Annotated in this window: 25 protein-coding genes; 9 read left to right on the plus strand and 16 right to left on the minus strand. The window is 66.8% G+C overall.

Features of this window, described 5'->3' with window-relative positions; all coding sequences use genetic code 11:
- The first annotated feature begins 4 nt into the window (after positions 1 to 4).
- Entirely contained in the window at positions 5 to 1,282 is a 1,278-nt protein-coding gene (locus DNK34_RS12145; RefSeq protein ID WP_131175151.1) for an HlyC/CorC family transporter, read from the plus strand.
- Positions 1,283 to 1,316: 34 nt separating this feature from the next.
- Here DNK34_RS12145 and purT read toward each other — a convergent pair whose 3' ends face one another.
- From purT to DNK34_RS12175, 6 genes are all read right to left on the minus strand, one after another.
- A complete protein-coding gene (purT, locus tag DNK34_RS12150) occupies positions 1,317 to 2,498 on the minus strand; it encodes a formate-dependent phosphoribosylglycinamide formyltransferase (protein WP_131175152.1) in 1,182 nt (393 codons plus the stop codon).
- A 473-nt stretch (positions 2,499 to 2,971) separates the two neighbouring features.
- Entirely contained in the window at positions 2,972 to 3,163 is a 192-nt protein-coding gene (locus tag DNK34_RS12155) for a DUF1289 domain-containing protein (protein ID WP_131175153.1), read from the minus strand.
- Positions 3,163 to 3,687: a gamma carbonic anhydrase family protein gene (locus DNK34_RS12160; RefSeq protein WP_131175154.1), complete on the minus strand. Its 525-nt coding sequence runs from the start codon at positions 3,685 to 3,687 to the stop codon at positions 3,163 to 3,165. The genes DNK34_RS12155 and DNK34_RS12160 overlap by 1 nt, the downstream gene beginning before the upstream one ends.
- A 19-nt stretch (positions 3,688 to 3,706) precedes the next feature.
- Positions 3,707 to 4,309 (minus strand): CoA pyrophosphatase, encoded by a 603-nt coding sequence (locus tag DNK34_RS12165; protein WP_131175155.1) that lies wholly within the window; start codon positions 4,307 to 4,309, stop codon positions 3,707 to 3,709.
- Positions 4,310 to 4,388: 79 nt separating this feature from the next.
- A complete protein-coding gene (locus DNK34_RS12170) occupies positions 4,389 to 5,150 on the minus strand; it encodes an ABC transporter permease (RefSeq protein ID WP_131175156.1) in 762 nt (253 codons plus the stop codon).
- Positions 5,147 to 6,073, minus strand: a complete 927-nt coding sequence (locus tag DNK34_RS12175) for an ABC transporter ATP-binding protein (protein ID WP_131175157.1) — start codon at positions 6,071 to 6,073, stop codon at positions 5,147 to 5,149. The genes DNK34_RS12170 and DNK34_RS12175 overlap by 4 nt, the downstream gene beginning before the upstream one ends.
- A gap of 328 nt (positions 6,074 to 6,401) precedes the next feature.
- Between DNK34_RS12175 and DNK34_RS12180 the strand changes: the two genes are divergently transcribed.
- The 5 genes from DNK34_RS12180 to DNK34_RS12200 all read left to right on the plus strand — a co-directional run bounded on the left by DNK34_RS12180 (position 6,402) and on the right by DNK34_RS12200 (position 10,885).
- Positions 6,402 to 6,713, plus strand: coding sequence for an I78 family peptidase inhibitor (locus DNK34_RS12180; protein ID WP_131175158.1), 312 nt, complete (start codon positions 6,402 to 6,404; stop codon positions 6,711 to 6,713).
- A gap of 61 nt (positions 6,714 to 6,774) precedes the next feature.
- Positions 6,775 to 7,716, plus strand: coding sequence for a LysR family transcriptional regulator (locus DNK34_RS12185; RefSeq protein ID WP_131175159.1), 942 nt, complete (start codon positions 6,775 to 6,777; stop codon positions 7,714 to 7,716).
- A 198-nt stretch (positions 7,717 to 7,914) separates the two neighbouring features.
- Positions 7,915 to 8,907, plus strand: a complete 993-nt coding sequence (locus DNK34_RS12190) for a TRAP transporter substrate-binding protein (protein WP_131175160.1) — start codon at positions 7,915 to 7,917, stop codon at positions 8,905 to 8,907.
- 92 nt (positions 8,908 to 8,999) lie between these two features.
- Entirely contained in the window at positions 9,000 to 9,572 is a 573-nt protein-coding gene (locus tag DNK34_RS12195) for a TRAP transporter small permease subunit (protein ID WP_131175161.1), read from the plus strand.
- On the plus strand, positions 9,569 to 10,885 hold the full coding sequence (locus DNK34_RS12200; RefSeq protein ID WP_131175162.1) for a TRAP transporter large permease: 1,317 nt from the start codon (positions 9,569 to 9,571) through the stop codon (positions 10,883 to 10,885). The genes DNK34_RS12195 and DNK34_RS12200 overlap by 4 nt, the downstream gene beginning before the upstream one ends.
- Positions 10,886 to 11,117: 232 nt before the next feature.
- On the opposite strand, the gene DNK34_RS12205 is transcribed toward DNK34_RS12200, so the two are convergent.
- Positions 11,118 to 11,798 (minus strand): FMN-dependent NADH-azoreductase, encoded by a 681-nt coding sequence (locus tag DNK34_RS12205; RefSeq protein WP_131175163.1) that lies wholly within the window; start codon positions 11,796 to 11,798, stop codon positions 11,118 to 11,120.
- Between the two features lie 341 nt (positions 11,799 to 12,139).
- Between DNK34_RS12205 and DNK34_RS12210 the strand changes: the two genes are divergently transcribed.
- A complete protein-coding gene (locus tag DNK34_RS12210; RefSeq protein ID WP_131175164.1) occupies positions 12,140 to 13,045 on the plus strand; it encodes a LysR substrate-binding domain-containing protein in 906 nt (301 codons plus the stop codon).
- 16 nt (positions 13,046 to 13,061) lie between these two features.
- Here DNK34_RS12210 and mdcH read toward each other — a convergent pair whose 3' ends face one another.
- Genes mdcH through mdcA form a run of 7 tightly spaced genes read right to left on the minus strand, consistent with a single transcriptional unit; the run spans position 13,062 to position 19,095 of the window.
- The gene (gene mdcH, locus DNK34_RS12215) at positions 13,062 to 13,979 is read right to left on the minus strand and encodes a malonate decarboxylase subunit epsilon (protein ID WP_131175165.1); all 918 of its coding nucleotides are present in this window, start codon (positions 13,977 to 13,979) and stop codon (positions 13,062 to 13,064) included.
- A 1-nt stretch (position 13,980) separates the two neighbouring features.
- Positions 13,981 to 14,610: a malonate decarboxylase holo-ACP synthase gene (locus DNK34_RS12220; protein WP_131175166.1), complete on the minus strand. Its 630-nt coding sequence runs from the start codon at positions 14,608 to 14,610 to the stop codon at positions 13,981 to 13,983.
- Positions 14,604 to 15,410 carry a biotin-independent malonate decarboxylase subunit gamma gene (gene mdcE, locus DNK34_RS12225; protein ID WP_131175167.1) on the minus strand — a complete coding sequence of 269 codons (807 nt, stop codon included), beginning with the start codon at positions 15,408 to 15,410 and terminating at the stop codon, positions 14,604 to 14,606. The genes DNK34_RS12220 and mdcE overlap by 7 nt, the downstream gene beginning before the upstream one ends.
- On the minus strand, positions 15,407 to 16,255 hold the full coding sequence (locus DNK34_RS12230; RefSeq protein ID WP_131175168.1) for a biotin-independent malonate decarboxylase subunit beta: 849 nt from the start codon (positions 16,253 to 16,255) through the stop codon (positions 15,407 to 15,409). The genes mdcE and DNK34_RS12230 overlap by 4 nt, the downstream gene beginning before the upstream one ends.
- Positions 16,248 to 16,547 (minus strand): malonate decarboxylase subunit delta, encoded by a 300-nt coding sequence (locus DNK34_RS12235; protein ID WP_131175226.1) that lies wholly within the window; start codon positions 16,545 to 16,547, stop codon positions 16,248 to 16,250. Before DNK34_RS12235 ends, DNK34_RS12230 begins: the two co-directional genes overlap by 8 nt.
- A gap of 2 nt (positions 16,548 to 16,549) precedes the next feature.
- Positions 16,550 to 17,428, minus strand: a complete 879-nt coding sequence (locus DNK34_RS12240) for a triphosphoribosyl-dephospho-CoA synthase (RefSeq protein ID WP_131175169.1) — start codon at positions 17,426 to 17,428, stop codon at positions 16,550 to 16,552.
- Positions 17,428 to 19,095: a malonate decarboxylase subunit alpha gene (mdcA, locus tag DNK34_RS12245; RefSeq protein ID WP_131175170.1), complete on the minus strand. Its 1,668-nt coding sequence runs from the start codon at positions 19,093 to 19,095 to the stop codon at positions 17,428 to 17,430. The genes DNK34_RS12240 and mdcA overlap by 1 nt, the downstream gene beginning before the upstream one ends.
- A 181-nt stretch (positions 19,096 to 19,276) precedes the next feature.
- Between mdcA and DNK34_RS12250 the strand changes: the two genes are divergently transcribed.
- Positions 19,277 to 20,809 carry a sigma-54-dependent transcriptional regulator gene (locus DNK34_RS12250; RefSeq protein WP_131175171.1) on the plus strand — a complete coding sequence of 511 codons (1,533 nt, stop codon included), beginning with the start codon at positions 19,277 to 19,279 and terminating at the stop codon, positions 20,807 to 20,809.
- A 159-nt stretch (positions 20,810 to 20,968) separates the two neighbouring features.
- On the opposite strand, the gene DNK34_RS12255 is transcribed toward DNK34_RS12250, so the two are convergent.
- Together DNK34_RS12255 and DNK34_RS12260 are read right to left on the minus strand one after the other, a co-directional pair.
- Positions 20,969 to 21,337 carry a hypothetical protein gene (locus tag DNK34_RS12255; protein ID WP_207390811.1) on the minus strand — a complete coding sequence of 123 codons (369 nt, stop codon included), beginning with the start codon at positions 21,335 to 21,337 and terminating at the stop codon, positions 20,969 to 20,971.
- Positions 21,338 to 21,473: 136 nt separating this feature from the next.
- Positions 21,474 to 21,926 (minus strand): flavodoxin, encoded by a 453-nt coding sequence (locus DNK34_RS12260; protein ID WP_131175172.1) that lies wholly within the window; start codon positions 21,924 to 21,926, stop codon positions 21,474 to 21,476.
- 689 nt (positions 21,927 to 22,615) lie between these two features.
- On the opposite strand from DNK34_RS12260, the gene DNK34_RS12270 reads away from it, so the two are divergent.
- Positions 22,616 to 23,074, plus strand: a complete 459-nt coding sequence (locus DNK34_RS12270; protein WP_131175174.1) for a PAS domain-containing protein — start codon at positions 22,616 to 22,618, stop codon at positions 23,072 to 23,074.
- The last annotated feature ends 35 nt before the right edge of the window (positions 23,075 to 23,109 follow it).

The following is a 23,109-nucleotide window of genomic DNA, read 5'->3' on the forward strand; positions in this document are numbered from 1 at the left end:
GACCGTGGAAACGCCCCACCCCGGCCCCTTGCTCGGCCTGCTGCTCCTGCTACTGGCTGCCTCGGTATTCTTTACCTGCGCCCGCACCGTGCTGTTCAGCCTCAATCGCTATCGCCTGCGTCACCGCGCCCGCCAGGGCCACCAGGCGGCAGCCCGCCTCAACGCCCTGCTCGATCAGCCGCAGCGCCTGTCGGCGACCCTGCGGATCGGCAACATCTGCAGCACCGTGGGCGCCTCGGTGGTGGCCACGCTGCTGGCGCTGCGCCATGGCGGCGACGCCACCCTGGCCATCCCGCCCTTCATCCTGACCCTGGCCACCCTGATGCTGGCCCACCCGCTCGGGCGCATGCTGGCCGCCCTGCCGGCGCCGCTGTTCGCCTACCCGGCCAGCCAGGCGCTGTCCCTGGCCAATACCCTGCTGGCGCCGCTGAGCACCCCGCTGCTCGCCTGCGCGCGCATGCTGCGCACGCTCAGCGGCGGCAGCCGGCTGGCGGCCGAGCGCGACGACAGCCTCAACGCGGAAGAATTGCGCAGCACCCTGCTGGCCGGCGATCCGCAGTTGCCGCCCGAGCGACGCGCCATGCTGCTGGGCATCCTCGACCTGGACAGGATCACGGTGGACGACATCATGATCCCGCGCCACGAGGTGGGCGGCATCGACCTGCAAAGCGAGAGCAGCGGCCTCGCCGAACAGGTCGGCAATGCCTCGCACACACGCCTGCCGGTGTTCCGCCACGACATCAACCAGGTCGAAGGCATCGTGCACATGCGCCGCATCGCCGCCCTGCTGAGCCGCGCCGAGCTGAACGAGGCGACCCTTCTGGCCGCCTGCGACGAGCCCTACTTCGTCCCCCAGGGCACCTCACTGGCCGTGCAGTTGATCAATTTCCAGCAACACAAACGCCGCACCGGCATCGTCGTCGACGAATACGGCGAAGTGATGGGCATCGTCACCCTGGAAGATATCCTCGAGGAAATCGTCGGCGACCTGAGCGCCGTGGAGACCGCCCACCCGAGCGAGATTCATGCCCAGCCGGACGGCACCCAGATCATCGAAGGCAGCGCCTACCTGCGCGAGGTGAACAAGGCGCTCGGCTGGAACCTGCCGTGCGCGGGGCCGAAGACCATCAACGGCCTGGTCACCGAGATTCTGGAAAGCATTCCGGATAACGCCGTGTGCCTGCAGGTCGGCCGCTACCGCCTGGAAATCCTGCATGCCGCGGAGAATCGCGTGGCCAAGGTGCGCGCCTGGGAATGCCCGGTCGACCGCGACGACAGGTAGCCGCTACAAGCGGATCGGCGGCCGACCGAGCCTCCTAGAGTTCGACCTTGACCGCCTGGGCGGCCCGTAGCGCCTTGGCGCGCGCCGCTTGCAGCGATGCGTCGCGGGCCAGGGCCACGCCCATGCGGCGCTGGCCACTGACTTCGGGTTTGCCGAACAGGCGCAGGCCGGTATCGGGCTCGGCCAGCGCCGCAGCGAGGTTGCCGAAACCGACCTGCCGGGATTCGCCTTCGACCAGGATCACCGCCGAGGCCGATGGGCCGAACTGCCGGATCGCCGGAATCGGCAGGCCGAGGATGGCCCGTGCATGCAGGGCGAACTCGGACAGGTCCTGGGAAATCAGCGTGACCAGCCCGGTGTCATGGGGGCGCGGCGAAATCTCGCAGAACCACACCTGGTCGCCCTTGACGAACAGCTCGACGCCGAACAGGCCGCGACCGCCCAGGGAGCCGGTCACCGCCAGGGCGATGCGCTCGGCTTCGGCGCGGGCCACCGGGCTCATCGCCTGGGGCTGCCAGGATTCCTGATAGTCGCCCTTCTCCTGGCGGTGACCAACCGGCGCACAGAAGGTGGTACCGCCAACGTGGCGCACGGTCAGCAGGGTGATCTCGTAGTCGAAATCGATGAAGCCCTCGACGATCACCCGGCCCTTGCCGGCGCGGCCGCCAGCCTGGGCGTAATCCCAGGCCTTCTGCACGTCATCGGCGCCCTTGAGCACCGACTGGCCCTTGCCCGAGGAACTCATGATCGGCTTGACCACACACGGGAAGCCGATGGCCGCCACCGCCCCCTGGAACTCCTCGAAGGAGTCGGCGAAGCGGTAGGGCGAGGTCGGCAGGCCCAGCTCTTCGGCGGCCAGACGGCGGATGCCTTCACGGTTCATGGTCAGTTGTGCCGCCCGCGCGCTGGGGATCACGGTATAGCCTTCGCTCTCCAGCTCGACCAGGGTGGCGGTGGCGATCGCTTCGATTTCCGGCACGATGTAGTGCGGCTTCTCCAACTCGATCACCGCGCGCAAGGCGGCGCCATCGAGCATGCTGATCACATGGCTGCGGTGGGCCACCTGCATGGCCGGCGCGTTGGCGTAACGATCCACGGCGATGACCTCGACACCGAGGCGTTGCAGCTCGATCGCCACTTCCTTGCCGAGCTCGCCCGAGCCACACAGCAACACGCGGGTCGCGCTGGGCGACAGGGGGGTTCCGATACGGGGCATAACAGGATCCTTAGAGTGGCAGGAAGAAGTCAGGCGGCGATTTTAATCGCGGCCGGCGCCGACCGCGAACAAAATCGGGCTTTAAGCTACAAGCTAGCGATGCGCAGCCCCGTAGCCTGGGTCGAGCGCAGCGATACCCAGGGCGCGATTTCCCGGGTGTCGCTGCGCTCGACCCGGGCTACGTTACTCGAAGTCGTTTACCTCGCATGATTGCGTAGCCTGTCGAGACGTTCGGCGGATTACGCCTCCGGCTAATTCGCCCGCAATATGCGCGCAGAATTGCCACATTCGTGTAGGAGCCGCGACCCCGCGGCGAATCGTGGCCATACCTCGATCTTGCAACATGGCCACCATCGCATCGCGCCGGGGGCGACGCTCCTACTGCGCCGAACGAGCTCTTGCAAGCCAAGGATCAAGACGGTATCGACGAAGCGAGCGGTGCCCACGTTTTTGCTTTTACTTGCAGCTTGAAGCTAAAGCAGAATGCCCTTGTCCCTGGCCCGCTCGTGGCACAGGTGCAGGACCTGGCGGCGTTCGCCGTTGTCCATGCGGCTCCAGCGGGTGATCTCCTCGACAGTGCGCTGGCAGCCAATGCAGATGTCGTCCTCGTCCAGCGCGCAAACCTGCACGCAGGGCGAAGCGACCGGGCGCTCGGCGGTCTGCATCAGTCGTCCTGCTGCGCCAGGTCGCGGGCATAGCGCTGGGCGTTGTGCACGTAATGGGCGGCGCTGGCCTCGAGCATCTTCTTCTGCTGTTCGCTGAGCTCGCGCACCACCCTGCCCGGAGAGCCGACGACCAGGGAGCCGTCGGGAATTTCCTTGCCCTCGGCGATCAGCGCGTTGGCGCCGATGATGCAATGCTTGCCGATCCTGGCGCCGTTGAGCACCACGGCATTGATGCCGATCAGGCTGTAATCGTCCACGCTGCAGCCATGCAGCATGGCGTTGTGGCCCACCGTCACGCCCTTGCCCAGGGTCAGTGGCGAGCCCATGTCGGTGTGCATCACCGCGCCATCCTGAACGTTGCTGTTCTCGCCGATATGGATCAGCTCGTTGTCGCCACGCAGCACCGCGCCGAACCAGACGCTGGCACCCGCCTCGAGGCGTACCTTGCCGATCAGGGTGGCGTTGGGCGCTACCCAGCTTTGTGGGTCCAGCTCCACGCGGGACGCTCCCAGGCGGTAATTCATCGGTATCTCCTCGGCAGGCTCAGCTCAGGGTGATGAAATGCTCGGGCGGGCGGTGCATGTCGATGCCGGCGTCGTACACCAGGTTGACCAGCTCGACCAGCATGATCGCCGTCAGCCCCCAGATCTTGTACTCGCCGTAACGGTAGCTGGGCACGTACCAGCTCTGCCCCAGGTAATCGATACGGTGCGTCACCTGGCGTGGGTCATCGCGGAAGAATGCCAGGGGCACGGCGAACACCGCGGCGATCTCGCCATCATTGGCCTGGTAGTCGACGAAATCCGGCACCACGCCGACATAGGGGGTGACCTGGATGCCGTGGCGCGAGACCAGGGTGCTGAGCGGCCCGACGACCTCGACCAGCCCCGGCGGCAGGGCGATCTCTTCCTGCGCTTCACGCAGTGCGGTGGCGATCAGGTCGCGGTCTTCCGGATCGCGGCGGCCACCGGGAAACGCCACCTCGCCGCCATGGGTGGACAAGCCACTGGCGCGCAGGGTGAGCACCACTTCGGGCTCGTCGCTGCGGGTGAGGGGAACCAGCACCGCGGCCTCGGGGAAGCCGCGGTCGGCCTCCATGAGGCGCGGACTGTAGCCGCGAACGCGTTGGAGTAGCTCGTCCAGCATGACCATTCTCGGTATTTTTCTGCCCCGGATAATGGCATGAAAGACGCGCCCTGCCCAACCCCTTGCGGCGTCGAGACCTTCAGCTCTTGAGGCGATAGCCGGTCTTGAACATCCAGCCCACGGTGAGGATGCACGTCAGCAGGAAACCCAGGATCATGCCCAGGCTGACCAGCACGTTGACGTCGGATACGCCGTAGAAGCTCCAGCGAAACGCGCTGATCAGGTAGACCACCGGGTTGAACAGGGTCAGCGTCTGCCACACCGGCGGCAACATGCTGATGGAATAGAAACTGCCGCCGAGGAAGGTCAGCGGCGTGACGATCAGGGCCGGCACGATCTGCAGCTTCTCCCAGCCGTCGGCCCATACGCCGATGATGAAGCCGAACAGGCTGAAGGTCAGCGCCGTCAGCACCAGGAACGCCAGCATCCACAGCGGGTGGAGGATCTCGAAGTCGACGAACAGGCGGGCGGTGGCGAGGATGATCAGGCCCAGCACGATCGACTTGGTGGCGGCCGCGCCCACATAGCCGATCAGGATCTCCAGGTAGGAAATCGGCGCCGACAGCACCTCGTAGATAGTGCCCGAATACTTGGGCATGTAGATGCCGAACGAGGCGTTGGAAATGCTCTCGGTGAGCAGCGCCAGCATGATCAGGCCGGGGATGATGAAGGCGCCGTAGCTGACGCCATGCACCTGGGTCATGCTCGAGCCGATGGCCGAGCCGAACACCACGAAGTACAGCGAGGTGGTGATCACCGGGGTGGCGATGCTCTGCAGCAGGGTGCGCCAGGTACGCGCCAGTTCGAACAGGTAGATGGCGCGGATCGCATAAAAATTCATGCCTGCTCCCTCACCAGACTGACGAAGATGTCTTCCAGCGAACTCTCGCTGGACTGCAGGTCCTTGAAGCCGATGCCGTGCTGGGCCAGTTCCTGCAGCAACTCGGCGATGCCGGTCTGCTCCTGCTGGCCATCGAAGCTGTAGACCAGCTCATGGCCCTCGTCGCGCAGCGCCAGCTCGGCGCGCCGCAGGGCCGGCGGCAATTCGCTCAGCGGCTGCTGCAGGTGCAGCGTCAGCTGCTTCTTGCCGAGCTTGCGCATCAGGGTGTGCTTGTCCTCCACCAGGATGATCTCGCCCTTGCGGATCACGCCGATGCGGTCGGCCATTTCCTCGGCCTCTTCGATGTAGTGGGTGGTCAGGATGATGGTCACGCCACGCTCGCGCAGCCGGCGCACCATTTCCCACATGTTGCGCCGCAACTCGACGTCGACCCCGGCGGTCGGCTCGTCGAGAAACAGGATGTCGGGCTGGTGCGACAGCGCCTTGGCGATCATCACCCGGCGCTTCATGCCGCCGGACAGCTCGAAGATCCGCGCCTCGCGCTTCTCCCACAGCGACAGGTCGCGCAGCAGTTGCTCGAGGTAGGCCGGATCGGGAGCCTTGCCGAACAGGCCACGGCTGAACCTGACCGTCGCCCAGACGCTCTCGAAGCCTTCGTTGAACAGCTCCTGCGGCACCAGACCGATCTTCGAGCGCGCGGCACGGTAGTCGCTGACGATGTCGTGGCCGTCGACACGCACCGTGCCCGTGCCGGGATTGACGATGCCGCAGATGATGCTGATCAGCGTGGTCTTGCCGGCGCCGTTGGGGCCGAGCAGAGCGAAGATCTCGCCCCTGCGGATGTCCAGGTCGATGGTTTTCAGCGCCGGGTGCCCGGACGCATAGGTCTTGCTCAGCTGTTGAATCGATATGACCGGTTGCACGGCGTCGCCTTGTCGATGAAAGCAGGCACGTATTGTAGAGAAATGCCGAACGCGCCGCTGCAACCGCAGACGATGTCCTCAACACGACCCGGCCAGCTGGGTTACCCTTGGGCACGCTGGCGTCGCCACGCCGGGCGCTTGCCGGACAGGCGCCGAGCCCGCCGCGGATAGCCGCCGGCATCGGCTTCCCCCTGGCCTGGCGCGAACAGCCTGGCACGGCTGCCGCGCGGATACCGCGAATCCGGAACGCAGGCACACCGAGGCAGTCGGATACACGGCACACTATTGAATACGCCCCTAGCCGGGCACTCGACACAAGGACTACGCAATGGCTTTCAAAAACCTGATTGGCGGCATGACCCTGCTTGCCGTGCTCGTCGGCTGCAGCTCGAACGACACCGCCCCCACCGAGGCCGCGCCCCCCGCCCACAGTGACGGCACCTGCAGCGCCGACAGTGTCCAGGGGCTGCTCGGCAAGGTGGCCACCGCCGACACCGTCGAACAGGCCCGCCTGCAATCGGGTGCGCGTACCGCGCGGGTGCTCTCGCCCGGCGACATGGTGACCCTGGAGTACGATTCCCAGCGCCTGAACATCGACATCACCGAAGCGGAAATCATCGAGCGCATCGCCTGCGGCTGATGGCCGCGATGGCTCCCTCTGCGGCACAATCGGCCGACTCGCCACGGCACAGGTTCGGCCCATGCAGATCGATGAAGAACTGACGCTGAAGAAGCTGGAGATCTTTCTGGCCTTCATGCGCAGCGGCAACCTCTCACGGGCGGCCAACGAGCTGGCCACCAGCAACGTCAGCGTGCATCGCGCCATCCACTCGCTGGAGAGCGCGTTGCGCTGCCCGCTGTTCAAGCACGAGGGGCGCAACCTGATCCCGCTGGAAAGCGCCTATGTGCTGGAAGAGCGGGCGCAGAAACTGGTGCAGGACGTGCTCGACAGCGTGCGCCTGACCCGTGAGGCCGCCGGCTTCTCGGCCGAGCGCTTCAAGCTCGGCTCGCTCTATTCGCTGACGGTGAAGACCGTGCCGCAGTTGATCATGGGCCTGAAGATCCGCCGCAGCGAGCTGAACATCGACCTGACCCTGGGCTCGAACGTCGACCTGTTCTACCGCCTGAAGAACATGGAGCTCGATGCCATCCTGGTGGCCCTGGACGACAATACCGCCGACAGCGACTGCGAGCACCTGCCGCTGTTCTCCGATGACGTCTACCTGGCAGCGCCCACCGATTCGCCCTTCGCCAACGTGGCCGAGGTCGACCTCGCCGACCTCCACGAAGCCACCTTCATCACCCTGACCCAGGGCTTCGCCACCCACCGCGACGGCGAACGGGTGTTCCAGCAGGCCGGCTTCGCCCCCAAGGTGGCCATGCAGGTCAACGACATCTTCACCCTGCTCAGCATGGTCAGCTCCGGGGTCGGTTATGCCCTGCTGCCCGGACGCATCGCCGCCGTGTACGAAAACCGGGTCCGCCTGATCCCGCTGCAGGCCCGTTATCGCCTGCAGCAGCAGATCGGCGTGGTGTTCCTCAAGTCGCGCGAGCGCGACCCCAACCTGCTGGCCCTGGTCGCCGAGTGCCGCATGTACCAGAGCCGCCATCGCTCGCCGCTGGACGCCCAAGGCAACCATTAACCTGGCCGTAATGGTCAAGGGAGACGCTTAATTGATCTGCAGGCACCCGCAGGCTAGCTTGACAGGCAGTTCGGGTAGAACAGCCCGAAGGATGGCCACCAGGGATGGCGGGCCATAGCAAGAAAGACCCGGTGACCCGAAATAAAAACAACAATGAATCGCCACGGGCGGTTCTGAGTGTCAACTAGGAGAAACTCCATGAACGCCCTGTTCCGTTCCTCGGCGACCGCGCTGCTGCTCGCCTCCAGCACCCTCAGCCTGGCCGACGTCACCCTGCGCGCCTCCCACCAGTTCCCCGGCAACTCGGGCGATCCGCGGGATGAAATGGTGCAGATCATCGCCCGCGAGGTGGCCGCCGCCGACGTCGGCCTGAAGATCCAGATATTCCCCGCTTCGTCGCTGTACAAGGCCAACGAACAGTGGGGCGCACTGACCCGCGGCCAGCTCGACATGACTGCCCTGCCCCTCGATTACGCCTCGGGCCGCGTGCCGCAATTCTCGGCCACCCTGATGCCCGGCCTGGTACACAACTACGAGCATGCCCAGCGCCTCAACGAATCGGAATTCATGAAGGACATTCATGCCCTGACCGAGAAGAATGGCGCGATCGTCCTGGCCGATGCCTGGCTCGCCGGTGGCTTCGCCTCGAAAGAAACCTGCATCACTTCGCCAGACACCATCAAGGGCCAGGTGATTCGTGCTGCGGGACCGGCCTTCGAGCAGATGCTCGCCGCCGCCGGAGCGTCCATTTCCTCGATGCCATCCTCGGAGATTTACACCGGCATGCAGACCGGCGTGCTGGACGCCGCCAACACCTCCAACGACAGCTTCGTTTCCTACCGCCTGTACGAGCAGGTGAAATGCCTGACCGCGCCGGGCACCAACGCCCTGTGGTTCATGTACGAGCCGGTACTGATCTCGAAAAGATCCTTTGATCGTCTGAATCAGGCGCAGCAAGACGCACTCCTGGCCGGTGCCAGCAAAGCGGCAGCCTACTTCGCCGAAGAAGGCCCCAAGGGTGAGCAGCGCATGAGCGAAACCTTCACCAAGGCCGGGGTGAAGGTGGTGACCCTGAGCAAGGAAGACCATGACGCCTGGATGGAAGTGGCCCGCGAATCCTCCTACAAGCACTTCGCCGAGAAGGTCAAAGGCGGCAAGGAACTGCTCGACAAGGCCCTGGCCGTGCAGTGACGGCCTGAGCTGGCCGCCCCGCCAGGGCGGCCCGTGGTGATCATGAAACCGCGCGGCACCGCCCGCACGGTCGCAGGGTTCAAGGAGATAGCATGTCCAGACGATTCATTTACGCCGTCGAGGCCCTGTCACGCCTGGGCGGCGCCTTCGCCGCCCTCTTGCTGATCGTGGCCATGACCGTCATGTGCCAGATGATCCTCATGCGCTACCTGTTCAAATCCCCGACCATCTGGCAGACCGAAGTGGTGGTGTTCTCCGCCACCGCGGCGATCTTCATCGGCGCCCCTTACGTGCTGATGAAGAAGGGCCATGTCGGCGTCGATGTGGTGGAGCTGCTGCTGTCCTCGGCCAATCGCCGGCGCCTGCAACTGCTCGGTGCCGTGCTCGGCCTGAGCTTCTGCGCCCTGATGAGCGTGGCCTGCGCCATCTATGTCTATGAGGCCTGGGAGGGCGGCTGGACCACCTCGACCATCGCCGCCATCCCGCTGTGGATTCCCGCCACGCCGATGCTCGTCGGCTTCTGCCTGCTGTGCCTGCAGTACCTGGTGGAAATCATCAAGCTGTGGAGCGCCCGGCTCGTGCCCGCCACCATGACCCAGGCGGACGCGAGTATCGATCCCACCACCCTGCTCAAACCCCAAAAACCGCTGGGAGAAGTGAAATGAGCCCGTCCCTGGCTGGCGTCTTGCTGATCTGCACGCTGTTCCTGTTCCTCGGCACCGGCATGCCGATCGCCTTCGCCCTCGGGCTGGCGGCCATGGGCGGACTGTTCATGGCCATGGGCCCCGACGTCATCGGCGTGGTGGCCGAGACCATGTTCGCCGGTATCGGCAACCTGGCGTTCGTGTCGATCCCCATGTTCGTGCTGATGGGCGCCATCGTCGCCGGCACACCGGCGGGCGCGGATCTGTACCGCGCGCTGGATCGCTGGATGTACAAGATTCCGGGTGGCCTGGTGCTATCCAATATCGGTGCCTGCGCGGTGTTCTCCGGCATGACCGGCTCGAGTCCGGCGACCTGCGCGGCGATCGGCAAGATGGGCATTCCCGAGATGATCAACCGCGGCTACCCCGCCTCGGTGGCGACCGGTTCGATCGCCGCTGGCGGCACCCTGGGTATCCTGCTGCCGCCGTCGGTGACCATGATCGTCTACGGCATCGCCACCGAAACCTCCATCGGCCGCCTGTTCCTCGCCGGGGTGATGCCCGGGCTGATGCTGACCGCCCTGTTCATGTGCTGGGCGATGATCGATGCCCGCCGCAAGGGCTTCCGCTTCGGCGCCGGCGACGTGGTCTACACCCTGCGCGACAAGTTGGTCGTGCTGCCCAGGGTGCTGCCGCTGATGCTGATCATCGTGGCCGTGCTCTATGTGCTCTATGGCGGCGTGGCGACCCCGTCCGAAGCCGCCGGGGCCGGCGCCATGCTGACCCTGCTGGTCGTGGTGGTGGTCTACCGGCTGTTCAGGATGCGCACGTTCGGCAACATCTTCGGCGCCGGCATGCGCGAGAGCGTCATGATCATGATGATCCTGGCCTCGGCCGAACTGTTCGCCTTCGCCCTGTCCTCGCTGTACATCACCCAGTCGGTGGCCGAGGCGATCGCCGCCCTGGAGGTCAACCGCTGGGTGCTGATGGGGCTGATCAACCTGTTCCTGCTGGTGGCCGGGCTGTTCCTGCCGCCGGTGGCGGTGATCGTCATGTCGGCGCCGCTGCTGTTTCCCATCGTGGTGCAGGCGGGCTTCGACCCCTACTGGTTCGCGGTGATTCTCACCATCAACATGGAGATCGGCCTGATCACTCCGCCGGTGGGGCTGAACCTGTTCGTCATCAACGGCATCGCCCCCGAGATACCGACCCGTGACATCCTCTGGGGAGCGCTGCCCTATGTGCTGGTGATGGTGCTGGCGATCTTCATCATGTGCCTGTTCCCGCAGATCGCCACCTTCCTCCCGGATCACGTGATGGGCCCGGCCATATAGCCAGGCTGCTGTCTTTGGGCGGGTCTTGTGCGCAAGCCTGCCTTTTTATGACTCACGGCCAAGTCTGCCCGGAAATCGTGCCCTCTCCCCCGGCCCCTCTCCCGGAGGGCGAGGGGTGAACAGCGATAGTGTTCGCTCCGACCTGCCATACCTGGCAGCCACCCTGGGGGCCGTCGCAAGCGACGTCAAAAATGGCTCCCGGCCATTTTCTGGGGTGATGCGGCGTGCCAACTCACTGCCTGGGGCCCGCTCCGAGCCTGGACGCCAGGGCCTGCACGGCGGCCTCCGCCCGCCTGATCGAATCCTCCAGGCGCCCATCGGCGAACTCGTCGTATTCGATGGCCACGCCGTGGACTTCGCTCACGCCGATGTAGGCGAAGGCGCTGCGAACCGACGCCTCCACATGGTTGTGCCCGGCATTACGCCCGCCCGCGTCGTATCCGTGATCCCCCCGCGAAGACAGGATCACCAGGCGCTTGCCCGCGTCCGCCAGCAGCGGCCAGTATGGATCGCCCTCCCGGCTGCGGTCGAAGCCGAAGGTGCGCCCCACGCGCACGATGTTGTCGATGTAGGCCTTGAACTGCGCGGGTGGCGCGAAGTTGTACATCGGCACACCCGCGACGATGAGATCCGCCTGCAGCAGTTCGTCGACCAGGGCATCGCTGCTGCGCAGTTCCTCCCGCATCCAATCAGCGCGCGCCCGTTCGGGGGTGAACGCCGCCTGTATCCAGCGCCCGGTGACAGGCGCCGGCGGTTCCTGGCCCACGTCGCGGTAGATCACCTGCGTCTCGGGATGCAGGGAGAGCCAGCGCCGGACGAAGCCGGCGCTCAGGCGGCGGGTGTGCGACCCGTGGCGAACCTCATCGGAACCGCCGGGGCGGGCGCTGGCGTCGATATGCAGTAGCGTGGTCATCGTCGAATTGCTCCTCATGGATGAAACGGTGTCATTCATCTCAGTGCCGATCAGTTAAGGTTTCTGTAGGCGCAGGAGGCTCCTACGGAAGAGCGGAAAACCGCCGCCCGTGTAGGAGCGTCGACCTCGGCGCGATGTGCTGGCGGCCATCCCACGAAATCCGTAGTGCGATCGACAATCGCCGCGGGGTCGCGGCTCCTACAGAACCAGGGCAAATCGCCGTCTTGCGGGCCAGATGCTTGACTGACTGGCATTGGTCACTCATCTGGAGTTTCGATGGAGCAGCAAACGACGACAAACGACATGTTCTCAATCGACGGATGACATGAGATCATCCATCGATGACCTCGAGACTACCGCCCCTGAGCTCCCTGCGCGCCTTTGAAGCGGCAGCGCGTCTACGCAGCTTCAAGAAGGCCGCGGAGGAACTGGCCGTCACGGCGACGGCGATCAGCCATCGCATCCGTGTGCTGGAGGAGGATCTCGAACGCCCCCTGTTCGTCCGCAAGGTACGGGCGGTCGAACTGACCCCGGACGGCCAGACCCTGCTCACGGCGACAAGCAGCGGCTTGCAGACGATCGCCGCGGCCATCGAGCAGGTGCGCAGGCCACGCCGGGCCTCGATCACGCTGTCCACCACACCGGCATTCGCCACCAAGTGGCTGGTGCCCAGGCTGGCCGCCTTCCAGGCGGCACATGCCGACATCGACCTGCACATCCACGCTTCCAACCTGCCCGTCGACCTCAACGCCGGCACGGCGGATCTGGCCATCCGCTACGGACACGGCCACTACGAGGGCGTCAGCGCCACCTTGCTGCTGGAGGATCACTTCGCCCCCGTGGCCAGCCCGGCGCTGCTGGCGAGGATCGGCCAGGATGCAGGGCAATGGCCGCTGATCCACTTCGACTGGCATCGCCCGCCGCCCGTGGAACTGACGTGGAGCGCCTGGGCCCGCCACACCGGGCGCAGTCCGGCGGCGCTGTCGGCCGGCATCCGCTACTCCGAGGAAAGCCATGCCATCCAGGCGGCCGTCTCGGGCCAGGGCGTCGCGCTACTGAGCCTGCTGCTGGTCGAGGATGAGCTGCGCCTGGGGCTGCTACGGATCGCTGCCGAACCCAGGCTGCGGGGCATGGCCTACCACGTGCTCAAAGCCAATCGGCGCCCGGTGCCCGACGCGGTTTCGACGGTAGAGGCCTGGTTGACCGGGATCGCCCGCCAGGAGCCGCCACCGACCTGCACCGCCTGACGCAGCGAGCGACAGGCTATGCCCTGTCGTGCTCCTCGCGAAGCAGGGCGACCAGGCTGTCCAGGCGCGTCCCCTCGAAGGCGAGCACACGGCCCTCGAGGAACAACGGGCGGGCCAGGCCGCTGAGCACGCTGCCCGGCGGCAGCTCCACCTGCAGGCGGACGCCGCGCTCGTAGGCGCCGGCCACGGTGCCGGCCCAGTCGATGGGCCGGCACATATTGAAGGCCAGATCCTCGCGCAGGCTCCGCGCATCGCGTATCAGCCGGGCCGTGCTGCCGCTGAGGTAGCGCAGATGCGGCGCCTGCAAGGGGACTTCGGCGAATGCCTCGTCCAGGCGTCGTGCCGGTTCTTCGAGCAGGCGGCAGTGCGAAGGCGTGCTGACCGCCAGGCGGCGCACCGCCGTGGCGCCATGCGCCAGCGCCACCTGGCCGAGCGCCGCCAGCGCCTGCTCGTGGCCGGAGATCACCAACTGCCGCACGGCATTGATATTGGCCAGGTAGACCTCGTCGCCGCGCCCCTGGGCCTGTTGCAACAGCGGCTCCAGTTCGGCGACGTCCAGGCCGAGAATGGCGCTCATGCCATAACCCCGGGGATGGGCGTCGTGCATCAGTTGGCCACGCAGGGCCACCAGACGCAGGGCATCCTCGAACGCCAGGCTGCCCGCCGCCACTGCGGCCGGATAGGCGCCGATGGACAGCCCGGCCACATAGTCCGCCTGTGCCCCGGCCTGATGCAGGCACTGCCAGGCCTGCACCCCGACCATCAGCAGGCAGAGCTGTACCGCGCGGGTGGAGCGCAGCGACTCGGCACTGTCCAGCTCGCTGAGCGACTCGCCGAGCACATCGCCGCAATGGCGCAGAAACGCCGGCGGCAGAGCCTGCAGCATGCCGACACGCTGGGCCCCCTGGCCGGGAAAAACCAGCAACGAACTCATCTCAGCCCTCCTTCCAGGGATCGCTCAGCAGCAACGGGCCCTGCTCGCTCTTGACCATGACCCGTGCCGGTGCCCTGGCCCATTCGGCCAGGGCCACGCCGCCTCTGGGGGTCTGCAGCTGGACATCGATGCGGCAGGGTGCCCGGGCCAGTTGCGCCAGCAACCGGCGTGCGAATGCAGGGTCCAGCGGCTCCGGGGTACGCAGCAGCAGATCCAGGTCACTGCCGGCGTGGGTCACGCGTCGGCCGCAAGCCAGTTCGAATGCGGCGCTACCGGTGACGCCCCAGGTCAGGCCGGAGCCCTCGAGGATGTCACGGGCCAGGCACAGCGCCTGCCAGACCGGCAGCCCGGCCGCGTCTGGCGGAGTGCAGGCACGCAGTTGTTCGGGGCACAGCGCGCGGCCCACCGCGGCCAGGGGCAACCAGCAGGCATAGCGCTCGCCGCGCTGCTCGCCACGCAGCCCGACGGCGACCCAGCCGGGCCGCGGCGGCGCGCGGCGTACCACCGCCGGCGGCTGCCCGTGCAGCGCGGCCTGGCACCAGTCGGGAGCATCGCCCGGCAGATGCTCGTGGGTCAGCCCCCACAACAGGTCATGGGGGCGGACCCGGCCGTCCCACCCGGGCCTTACCACTGTTCGCGCAGCCGCTCCCTGACGCGTTGCGAGGCCGCGCGCAAGGGCGCCCCGAGGCGTCCGGACAGATCGCGCGGGCCATGGTAGATATGCTCCAGCGCCTGCCGCAGAACCGTGGCGACCTGGGCGACATCCGCCGCGTCGGGCTCGACCACGCTGCCGATATCGAGGGTCTTCCACAGCAGCCCCAGAGACGCATAGCTGTCGACGTCGTAGGCCATGGGCGGATTCTCCGCCGCCAGTGCCTCCAGCGCCTCGACACTGCGCAGGGTGATGCGCGCGGCGGATTCCTTGCCCATGGCATGCACCTGTACCCCCGGATCACGCAGGGCGATCATCCGATTGGCCTGGTAGCCGTGGGCGAGAAAGCCACCGGACATGGCCTTGCCGACCAGCAGGGCGATGACCGGATGCCCGGCCTGACGGGCCCGGGCATAGCTGTCCACCGCGGCGGCCAGCGCCTGGTGGATGCCCAGCGCCTCCTCGCGGCGACCATAGGCCTGGCTGGGTACATCGACGATGGCCACCAGCGCCCGTTTCTGCGCCGCGCCGGCATCCGCCTGCAACGCCTCCTCCACGGCCTGGGCCAGCCCCCAGCCTTCGAGCAATCCGGCCTCGCCCTGGCGCGCGCGGGGAAACGGGTTCTGCCCATCGGGCACCAGGGTCAGGTAACGCGCCGGATGCTCGCCCAGCACGGCATCGACCCAGCGTAGCGAAGCGGGCAGTCCGGCCTGCAGGCCGTCGCCTCCACTCAATGCCTGCAACCAGATGGCGCCACGGCTGGCGTGTGCGTTGCTCATGACCGTTCTCCTTGCAGCAGTCGGCGGGCGCCCTCGGCGTCGATCTGGCTCGCCGGCGCCTGACCCAGGCGCCGCAGATAGTCGCCATGCCGGCGACTGCGCTGGACAGGTGGATGGCCCTGGACGAACAGCTCGATGAGCGCGCCGCGCAAGGCCTCGACATCGTCCTCGACGTAGCGATCGGCGAGGCCGCAGGCCTGACGCTGCTGGCCACCGGACAGGCTCCAGATGAACGGCCGATCACGGGAGTCGTACTCCTCGACACCGGCCTCCTGTTCGATCACCTGCGGGCCGTTCAATCCCAGGCGCGCCTCACGGGTCATCACCAGGTAGCTGCACAGCCCGGCGGCGATGCCCATGCCGCCGAAACACCCCACGCTCCCGGCGATCAGGCCAATCACCGGCTGGTACTGGCGCAACTCGACGATGGCCGAATGGATCTCGGCGATGGCCGCCAGCCCGAGGTTGGCCTCCTGCAGGCGCACACCCCCGGTTTCCAGCAGCAACACGGCGCGCGTGGGAATGCCCTGGCGGTTGTCCTCGACAGCCAGTTCCAGGGCGCCGGCGATCTTCGCCGCGCCCACCTCGCCCATGCTGCCGCCCTGGAAATTGCCCTCGATGGCGGCGACCACCGCTGGCTGCCCATCCAGGGCGCCCTTGGCGATGACCACGCCATCGTCGGCCTGGGGCACCACGCCCTGGCGCGCCAGCCAGGGCGACATGATGCGCTGGAACGGATCGAGCAACTCGCGAAAGCTGCCGGCATCCAGCAGTTGCCGCGCCCGTTGCCGGGCGTTCAGTTCGACGAAACTGCGACCGGCGAGCAAACGCTGCACATCAGTCATGTCCGACCTCCTCCAGGCCCTGCTCCAGACGCAGACGCACCACACCGGGCGTGGCGCCGAAGTCATGGATCACGATGTTCAGCGCCGGCCACTGCTGTTCGCTGAACATGCGCTCGAACAGTTGCTGCCAGCGCGGCGCGCTGCCGTTCACCGAGGTCACCACCTGGATCGCCAGGGTGCCGCCGGCGCCAGGCTCGAGCAGCGCCTCCAGATCGCCGGAACCGACACAGCCGACCAGCGCACGACCGCGGGCGGGCTGCCCGGCGGCAAATTCAAAGGACAGGGTTTCCATCATCAGACACTCCCAATCTGCGCCGGCAGTCCAGGCTGCAGGCGGTCGAGGAACAGAGAAGCGGCGAGCAGGTCGGCCGCACCACCGGGCGAGGCGCGCAGGCGCAGCATGTCGCGTTCGAGCTCGCCCAGGCGGCGGCGGCCGGCCAGGCTGGCGCAACCGCCGGCCTCGAGTACCGCACGGGCACCGTCCTGCATGCAGGCCAGACCGGCCAGCCCGGCGCGGTAGAGCACGCAGGTGTCGGCCAGACCGCTCATGATCGCCAGCAGGGCGTCCAGCCGCGCGTTCTGCTCGCCGGCACCGGCCTCGCGGCTACGCGCCAGCTGCGGCAAGGCCTGCCGGATGATCGCCGGGAAGCCCAGTTGCGCCTCCTCGCGGGCGCCGTGCACGCCGTAGCGGCGGCAGACCTGCGCACCATGGCTGGCATGCCCGGCCGGCGCGCCAGGGTCGGGCAGCAAGGCCAGACGGGCGGCGCGCAGGGCCACCGCTGCCGGCCCGAGAGCCGAGCTGTCCAGGGCGGCGGCGGCCGTGAGCAGGCCCAGGGCCCAGATCGCCCCACGGTGGGTGTTGACCCCGCCGGTGACCCGCAGCATGTCCGCCTCGCCCTCGCGGCCGAGGCGGCCCAGGGTTTCACGCAGAGGCTGGCTGAGTTCACCCGCGTCGCGCGCGGCATCGGCCATGGCCCCGAACATTGGCCACAGCGACAGCGCCGACGCCTGCATCAGCCCCAGGTGCAGGTCGCTGTGGGCGCCGCTGCCGCGGCGGTCGACCAGGCCCGGCTTGGGCGACAGCTCGGCCTCGTCGATCAGCGCTTGCACCGCCAGGTCCGCCAGCCAGTCGCCGAGCGACAGCTGCGCTGGTACCGTCGTGAGTGCGTTCATCACCAGCTCCTGAACTTGGCCGGCGGCTGGTACAGGCCGCCGGACCACTCGACCAGTTCGGCGATGCTCTTGGCCGCGAGCAGTTCGCGGCGGGCATCGCTGCGCCGGATGCCGAGGTCTTCCGGCAGGGCGATCAGGCCTTCGCGGCGCATGCGCCCGGTGTCTTTCGGGTCATGGCGCAGGCCGATGGCGGTGATGCCGGCCACGGCGGCGATCATCGCCTGGCGCTCTTGCAGCGAACGCGCCTTGTACAGGTAGGCGATGCCCTCTTCGGTGAGCAGATGGGTGACGTCGTCGCCATAGATCATGATCGGCGCCAGCGGCATGCCGGTCTTCTTCGCCATGTCCACGGCATCGAGGCGCTCGACGAAGGTGGGCTTGCCGCCTTCCTGAAAGGTCTCGACCATCTGCACCACCAGCTTCTTGCCGCGCTCGAGCAGGGTCACCGGGCCGTTGCCGTCCGGGGTGCACATGTCCAGCCAGGCCGGCGTGCCGTGACGCCGCCCGCGCGGGTCATGGCCCATGTTCGGCGCCCCGCCGAAGCCGGCCAGGCGGCCGCGGGTAACGGTGGAAGAATGGCCATCGCCGTCCACCTGCAGGGTGGCGCCGATGAACAGATCCACCGCGTACTGTCCAGCCAGTTGGCACATCATGCGGTTGGAGCGCATCGAGCCGTCGCGGCCGGTGAAGAACACATCCGGACGCTGGGCGATATAGCCCTCCATGCCCAGCTCGGTACCGAAGCAGTGCACGCTCTCGACCCAGCCGGTCTCGATGGCCGGGATCAGCGTCGGGTGCGGGTTGAGCGTCCAGTTGCGGCAGATCTTGCCCTTCAGCCCGAGGGACTCGCCGTAGGTGGGCAGGATCAGTTCGATGGCCGCGGTGTTGAAGCCAATGCCATGGTTGAGCGACTGCACCTTGTGCTTCTCGTAGATGCCGCGGATCGCCATCATCGCCATCAGCACGTGCACCGGCTTGATATGGCGTGGATCGCGGGTGAACAGCGGCTCGATGTAGAACGGCTTGTCCGCCACCACCACGAAATCGACCCAGGAGGCGGGAATGTCCACCCGCGGCAGCTCGTCGACGATCTCGTTGACCTGGAAGATGACGATGCCATCGCTGAACGCGGTGGGCTCGACCAGCGCCGGCGTATCCTCGGTGCTCGGCCCGGTGTAGACATTGCCGTGACGATCGGCCTGGAAGCCGGCCACCAGCGCCACGTTGGGGATCAGGTCGACCAGCAGGCGCGAATACAGCTCGATGTAGGTATGGATCGCACCGACTTCCATCTGCCCGTCCTCGAGCAGTTGGCCGATGCGCAGGCTCTGCGGGCCGGCGAAGGAAAAATCGAGCTTGCGCGCGATGCCGCGCTCGAACAGATCGAGGTGCTCGGCGCGACTGACGCTGGGCATGATCATGTGCAGGTCATGCAGGCGGGCGGGGTCGACCTGGGCCAGGGAGCGCGACAGAAAGTCCGCCTGCTTCTGGTTGTTGCCTTCGAGCACCACCCGGTCGCCGGGCGCGATCAGCGCTTCGAGGGCCGCGACGATCCTGTCGCTGGGCAGAATCACGCCATCTGCGAGGCTGCGCACCTGATCGAGGCGCCGCGCCTTTTCAGCACGACGGCGCGACCACTGCGGCGGCGGGGCGATTGTTGCTGTCATTGAAGACTCCACGGGTTCCGCTGGGTGATTGCACAGTAGAAGCCGGAGCCGGCAGTCATCAATCACGCTCGGCGTCATATCGTTACGATCAGGTTAACGATGCAGCCACCCAGCCCGACGGTTAACGCCACCGCGCAGACCGGGCATACTGCGCCACCGTCACCCAGCAGCCCGGTTTCCCATGCGCATTCACGTCACCTTCATCGACCGCGTCGGCATCACCCAGGAAGTGCTGGCCCTGCTCGGCGGGCGCAACCTCAACCTGGACGCCGTGGAAATGGTGCCGCCCAACGTCTACATCGACGCGCCGACGCTGAGCCCCGCGGTACTCGACGAACTGCGCGAGGCGCTGTTCAAGGTGCACGGGGTGCAGGCGGTGACCATCGTCGACATCCTCCCCGGGCAACGGCGGCGCCTGCAGCTCGACGCCCTGCTAGCGGCCATGAGCGATCCGGTGCTGGCGGTCGACGGCGGCGGTCGGGTGCTGCTGGCCAACCCGGCACTGATCGCGCTCTGTGGCCAGGAGCCCGAGGGCCAGGCCCTGGGCGAGCTGTTCAACGAACCGGACCTGCAGAACGCGCTGCTGACGCAGCATTTCCGCCTGCCGCTGCGCGAAGTGACCCTCAATGGCCAGGCCCTGCTGCTCGATGCCATGCCGATCAGCGAAACCGCCGGTACCGACCAGTTGGCCGGCGCCCTGCTGACGCTCTACGAACCCAGCCGCATCGGCGCGCGCCTGGCCGCCCTGCACCACGACTACGCCGAAGGCTTCGACTCCCTGCTCGGCGACTCACCGCCGGTGCGCACCCTCAAGGCCCGCGCCCAGCGGGTGGCGACGCTCGACGCACCGCTGCTGATCCATGGCGAGACCGGCACCGGCAAGGAACTGGTGGCACGCGCCTGTCACGCCCTCAGCGCCCGCCGGGCCGCCCCCTTTCTGGCCTTGAACTGCGCCGCACTGCCGGAGAACCTGGCCGAGAGCGAACTGTTCGGCTACGCCCCGGGGGCCTTCACCGGCGCCCAGCGCGGCGGCAAGCCCGGCCTGCTGGAGCTGGCCAACCACGGCACGGTGTTTCTCGACGAGATCGGCGAAATGTCGCCCTACCTGCAGGCCAAGCTGCTGCGCTTTCTCAGCGACGGCACCTTCCGCCGGGTCGGCGGCGAGCGCGAGGAACGGGTCGATGTGCGGATTCTCAGCGCCACCCACCGCGACCTGGAGCGCATGGTCAGCGAAGGCGGCTTCCGCGAGGACCTGTTCTATCGCCTCAACGTGCTCAACCTGGAAGTGCCGCCGCTGCGCGAGCGCGGCCAGGACATCCTGCTATTGGCGCGCCACTTCATGCAGCAGGCCTGCGCGCAGATCCAGCGCAGCCAGTGTCGGCTGACCCCGGAGACCTACCCGGCCTTGCTCGGCAACCGCTGGCCGGGCAACGTGCGCCAGCTGCAGAACGTGATCTTCCGCGCCGCGGCGATCTGCGACAGCAACCTGGTGCAGATCGACGATCTGGATATCGCCGGCACCGCCGTGGCGCCAGGGATCGAGGGCGAAGAAGTCGAGAGCCTGGAGGCCGCTGTCTCCAGCTTCGAGAAGGGGTTGCTGGAAAAACTCTACGCCAGCTACCCATCGACCCGACAACTGGCCGCGCGCCTGCAGACCTCGCACAGCGCCATCGCCACGCGGCTGCGCAAGTACGGCATCGGCGGCAAACGCTAAGTTTCAGCGATCTCATCATTCGTCGGCGCACGGCGAGGCCCGCAGCGTCCGAAGGCTATCGCCGTTCAGCCCGCTTCCCCGGGCGCATGGACCGGGAGAGAGGGCTGAAAGGGCGCTGGATCAGCGAGCAGGAAGCGCTATCCCCCTGCCCTTCAAGCGCTACTCGCCGCCGGCACCAGCTCCGCCATCCCCCGCACCGTCAGCGCCGTCGGCACCACCCGTACCGCCACTACCTGCGCCACCGCCGGTGTTGGGGCCTGTGCCGGGCATGGTTTCACTGCCGGTTCCCGTACCTGTACCGCTTCCCATACCCGGCCCGGTGCTGCTGCCATCGGTGCCCGGCGTCAGGGTGCCGTCGTCCATGTCATTGCCCATGCCATCGTCATCCGAAGGCACGCTCGGCGGCGGTGGCGAGATCGGATTGGTCGGCCCGGTCGGGGCAGGCGCGCCGGAATCGGCCATGGCGGGCAGACCCGCCCCGGCCAGCAGGCCACTGAGCAGCAGTACGGAAAGCTTCATGTTATTCATTGTTGTCACCTTCGTGTCAGTACGTCCGATGGCTGCACGTCCCTGGCGATCCAGGCATGACGAGCAGGCTCTTACAGACGACCGGCACGCCGCTTGCGGGGTTCGCCTCCGTGGATGGACGGTCGCCGCGCCGCCATCAGGCTGTCAGCGCTACGATGAATTCGGCCACCCAGGGCTCGGCGTCCTGCTCGGGGGTGACACTCTCGCTGGCATCCAGGCGCAGCATCGGCAGCACCTCGCGAATGCCCAGTTCGGCGTACAGTTCCCGCACCTGTTCGCCACCCGCGCAATAGGTATCGCCGTAGCTGGAATCGCCCAGGGCGATCACCGCCCCCGGCAAACCGCTCCAGGCCGGCAGATGATCGCGAATGGCGTAGTACAGGGGCTGCAGGTTGTCCGGCAACTCGCCCATGCCGGTGGTCGAGGTCACCGTCAGGAAGGCCTGGGGAGCGAATGCCTGCAGATCCGCCAGGCTGGCGCGCGGGTCGTGCCGGGCGTCGCAACCGGCCTCCTGCAACAGCCGCGTGGCGTGCCGGGCAACCTCTTCGGCGGTGCCGTAAACCGAACCGGAAAGAACAGCGATCTTCATGAAAACTCCACTTGCAGATGAAAGATTCCGGGAGACGTTTTTAACGGCGTGCAGCGGCGGCCAGCAGGCTGGCTACCCGGTAGGCAGACCGGAGCAAACACCATCGCTGCTGAACCATAAAAACGCCGGCCAGTATGCCTAATGCCAGCCAGTTAAGCGCTTGGCCCACAAAGAGACGCTTTGCCCTGGCCCTGTGGGAGCCGCGACCCCGCGGCGATTGCTGGTCGCACCACCGGTCTGCGGGATGGCCGCCATCGCATCGCGCCGAGGTCGACGCTCCTACATGGGCAGCGGTCTGCCGCTCCTCTGCAGGCGCCCCTGCTTCTGAAAAAACCTTGTCTGATCGGCATTAGGGTCTGTTGACGTTTCAGCACGACCGCGCCGGAGCCCGTTTTGCCGCGAGGCAAGGCACGAGCCGCGAAGTTTAGTGGGCTAAATGAGCCGGCGAGAAACGCCGCATCGCGGCAAAACGGGCCCGGCCCTACGGGGTGCGCGGGAAATCTCGCCATGCGTCGTTGGAGGACTTGGCAAGGGAACGCCATTCCCGGCGTCCTCCGCCTAGCCTGGCGAGATTTCACGCGGCAACGCGGCTTGCGCTGAAACGTCAACAGACCCTAGGTCAGTATGCCGCAAGTGGACAGCCTGACCGGATGTTCTAGAATGCGCCATCCGGATCGGGAATATCCCTCATGATCAATGCCAAACTACTGCAACTGGCGATTAACGCCTCGAACGACGGCATCGTGATCGCCGAGCAGGAGGGCGAGGACAACATCCTCATCTATGCCAACCCGGCGTTCGAGCAGCTCACCGGCTACAGCAGCGACGAAATCCTCTACCAGGACTGCCGCTTTCTCCAGGCCGGTGATCGCGATCAGCCAGCGATCGCGGCCATTCGCCAGGCGGTGCGCAGCCAGCAGCCCTGCCGCCAGGTGCTGCGCAACTACCGCAAGGACGGCAGTGCCTTCTGGAACGAGCTGTCCATCACCCCGGTGTTCAACGAAGGCGATCAGCTCACCTATTTCATCGGCATCCAGAAGAACGTCACCGAGTACGTCAACGCCCAGGAGCGGGTGAAAAAGCTCGAAGCCGAGGTGCTCGCACTGCGGCAGGAGCTGGATCGGCTGAACGGTCGCACCACGCGGTAACGAAACACGCAAAAGGTTGTCACAACTAGACAACC

Origin of the sequence: Phytopseudomonas dryadis (genome assembly GCF_004327355.1) — a bacterium.
Lineage (GTDB): Bacteria > Pseudomonadota > Gammaproteobacteria > Pseudomonadales > Pseudomonadaceae > Aquipseudomonas > Aquipseudomonas dryadis.

Excerpts from the sequence above, each read along its gene's own strand:
- mdcE (WP_131175167.1), bottom strand. The coding sequence starts at position 15,410 with ATGAGCAACGCACACGCCAGCCGTGGCGCCATCTGGTTGCAGGCATTG.
- DNK34_RS12170 (WP_131175156.1), bottom strand. The coding sequence starts at position 5,150 with ATGAATTTTTATGCGATCCGCGCCATCTACCTGTTCGAACTGGCGCGT.
- DNK34_RS12200 (WP_131175162.1), top strand. The coding sequence starts at position 9,569 with ATGAGCCCGTCCCTGGCTGGCGTCTTGCTGATCTGCACGCTGTTCCTG.
- DNK34_RS12230 (WP_131175168.1), bottom strand. The coding sequence starts at position 16,255 with ATGACTGATGTGCAGCGTTTGCTCGCCGGTCGCAGTTTCGTCGAACTG.
- DNK34_RS12250 (WP_131175171.1), top strand. The coding sequence starts at position 19,277 with ATGCGCATTCACGTCACCTTCATCGACCGCGTCGGCATCACCCAGGAA.
- DNK34_RS12255 (WP_207390811.1), bottom strand. The coding sequence starts at position 21,337 with ATGAATAACATGAAGCTTTCCGTACTGCTGCTCAGTGGCCTGCTGGCC.
- mdcA (WP_131175170.1), bottom strand. The coding sequence starts at position 19,095 with ATGACAGCAACAATCGCCCCGCCGCCGCAGTGGTCGCGCCGTCGTGCT.
- DNK34_RS12155 (WP_131175153.1), bottom strand. The coding sequence starts at position 3,163 with ATGCAGACCGCCGAGCGCCCGGTCGCTTCGCCCTGCGTGCAGGTTTGC.
- DNK34_RS12180 (WP_131175158.1), top strand. The coding sequence starts at position 6,402 with ATGGCTTTCAAAAACCTGATTGGCGGCATGACCCTGCTTGCCGTGCTC.
- DNK34_RS12210 (WP_131175164.1), top strand. The coding sequence starts at position 12,140 with ATGACCTCGAGACTACCGCCCCTGAGCTCCCTGCGCGCCTTTGAAGCG.
- DNK34_RS12190 (WP_131175160.1), top strand. The coding sequence starts at position 7,915 with ATGAACGCCCTGTTCCGTTCCTCGGCGACCGCGCTGCTGCTCGCCTCC.
- DNK34_RS12235 (WP_131175226.1), bottom strand. The coding sequence starts at position 16,547 with ATGGAAACCCTGTCCTTTGAATTTGCCGCCGGGCAGCCCGCCCGCGGT.
- DNK34_RS12185 (WP_131175159.1), top strand. The coding sequence starts at position 6,775 with ATGCAGATCGATGAAGAACTGACGCTGAAGAAGCTGGAGATCTTTCTG.
- DNK34_RS12260 (WP_131175172.1), bottom strand. The coding sequence starts at position 21,926 with ATGAAGATCGCTGTTCTTTCCGGTTCGGTTTACGGCACCGCCGAAGAG.
- DNK34_RS12205 (WP_131175163.1), bottom strand. The coding sequence starts at position 11,798 with ATGACCACGCTACTGCATATCGACGCCAGCGCCCGCCCCGGCGGTTCC.
- purT (WP_131175152.1), bottom strand. The coding sequence starts at position 2,498 with ATGCCCCGTATCGGAACCCCCCTGTCGCCCAGCGCGACCCGCGTGTTG.
- DNK34_RS12160 (WP_131175154.1), bottom strand. The coding sequence starts at position 3,687 with ATGAATTACCGCCTGGGAGCGTCCCGCGTGGAGCTGGACCCACAAAGC.
- DNK34_RS12240 (WP_131175169.1), bottom strand. The coding sequence starts at position 17,428 with ATGAACGCACTCACGACGGTACCAGCGCAGCTGTCGCTCGGCGACTGG.
- DNK34_RS12195 (WP_131175161.1), top strand. The coding sequence starts at position 9,000 with ATGTCCAGACGATTCATTTACGCCGTCGAGGCCCTGTCACGCCTGGGC.
- DNK34_RS12165 (WP_131175155.1), bottom strand. The coding sequence starts at position 4,309 with ATGCTGGACGAGCTACTCCAACGCGTTCGCGGCTACAGTCCGCGCCTC.
- DNK34_RS12270 (WP_131175174.1), top strand. The coding sequence starts at position 22,616 with ATGATCAATGCCAAACTACTGCAACTGGCGATTAACGCCTCGAACGAC.
- mdcH (WP_131175165.1), bottom strand. The coding sequence starts at position 13,979 with ATGAGTTCGTTGCTGGTTTTTCCCGGCCAGGGGGCCCAGCGTGTCGGC.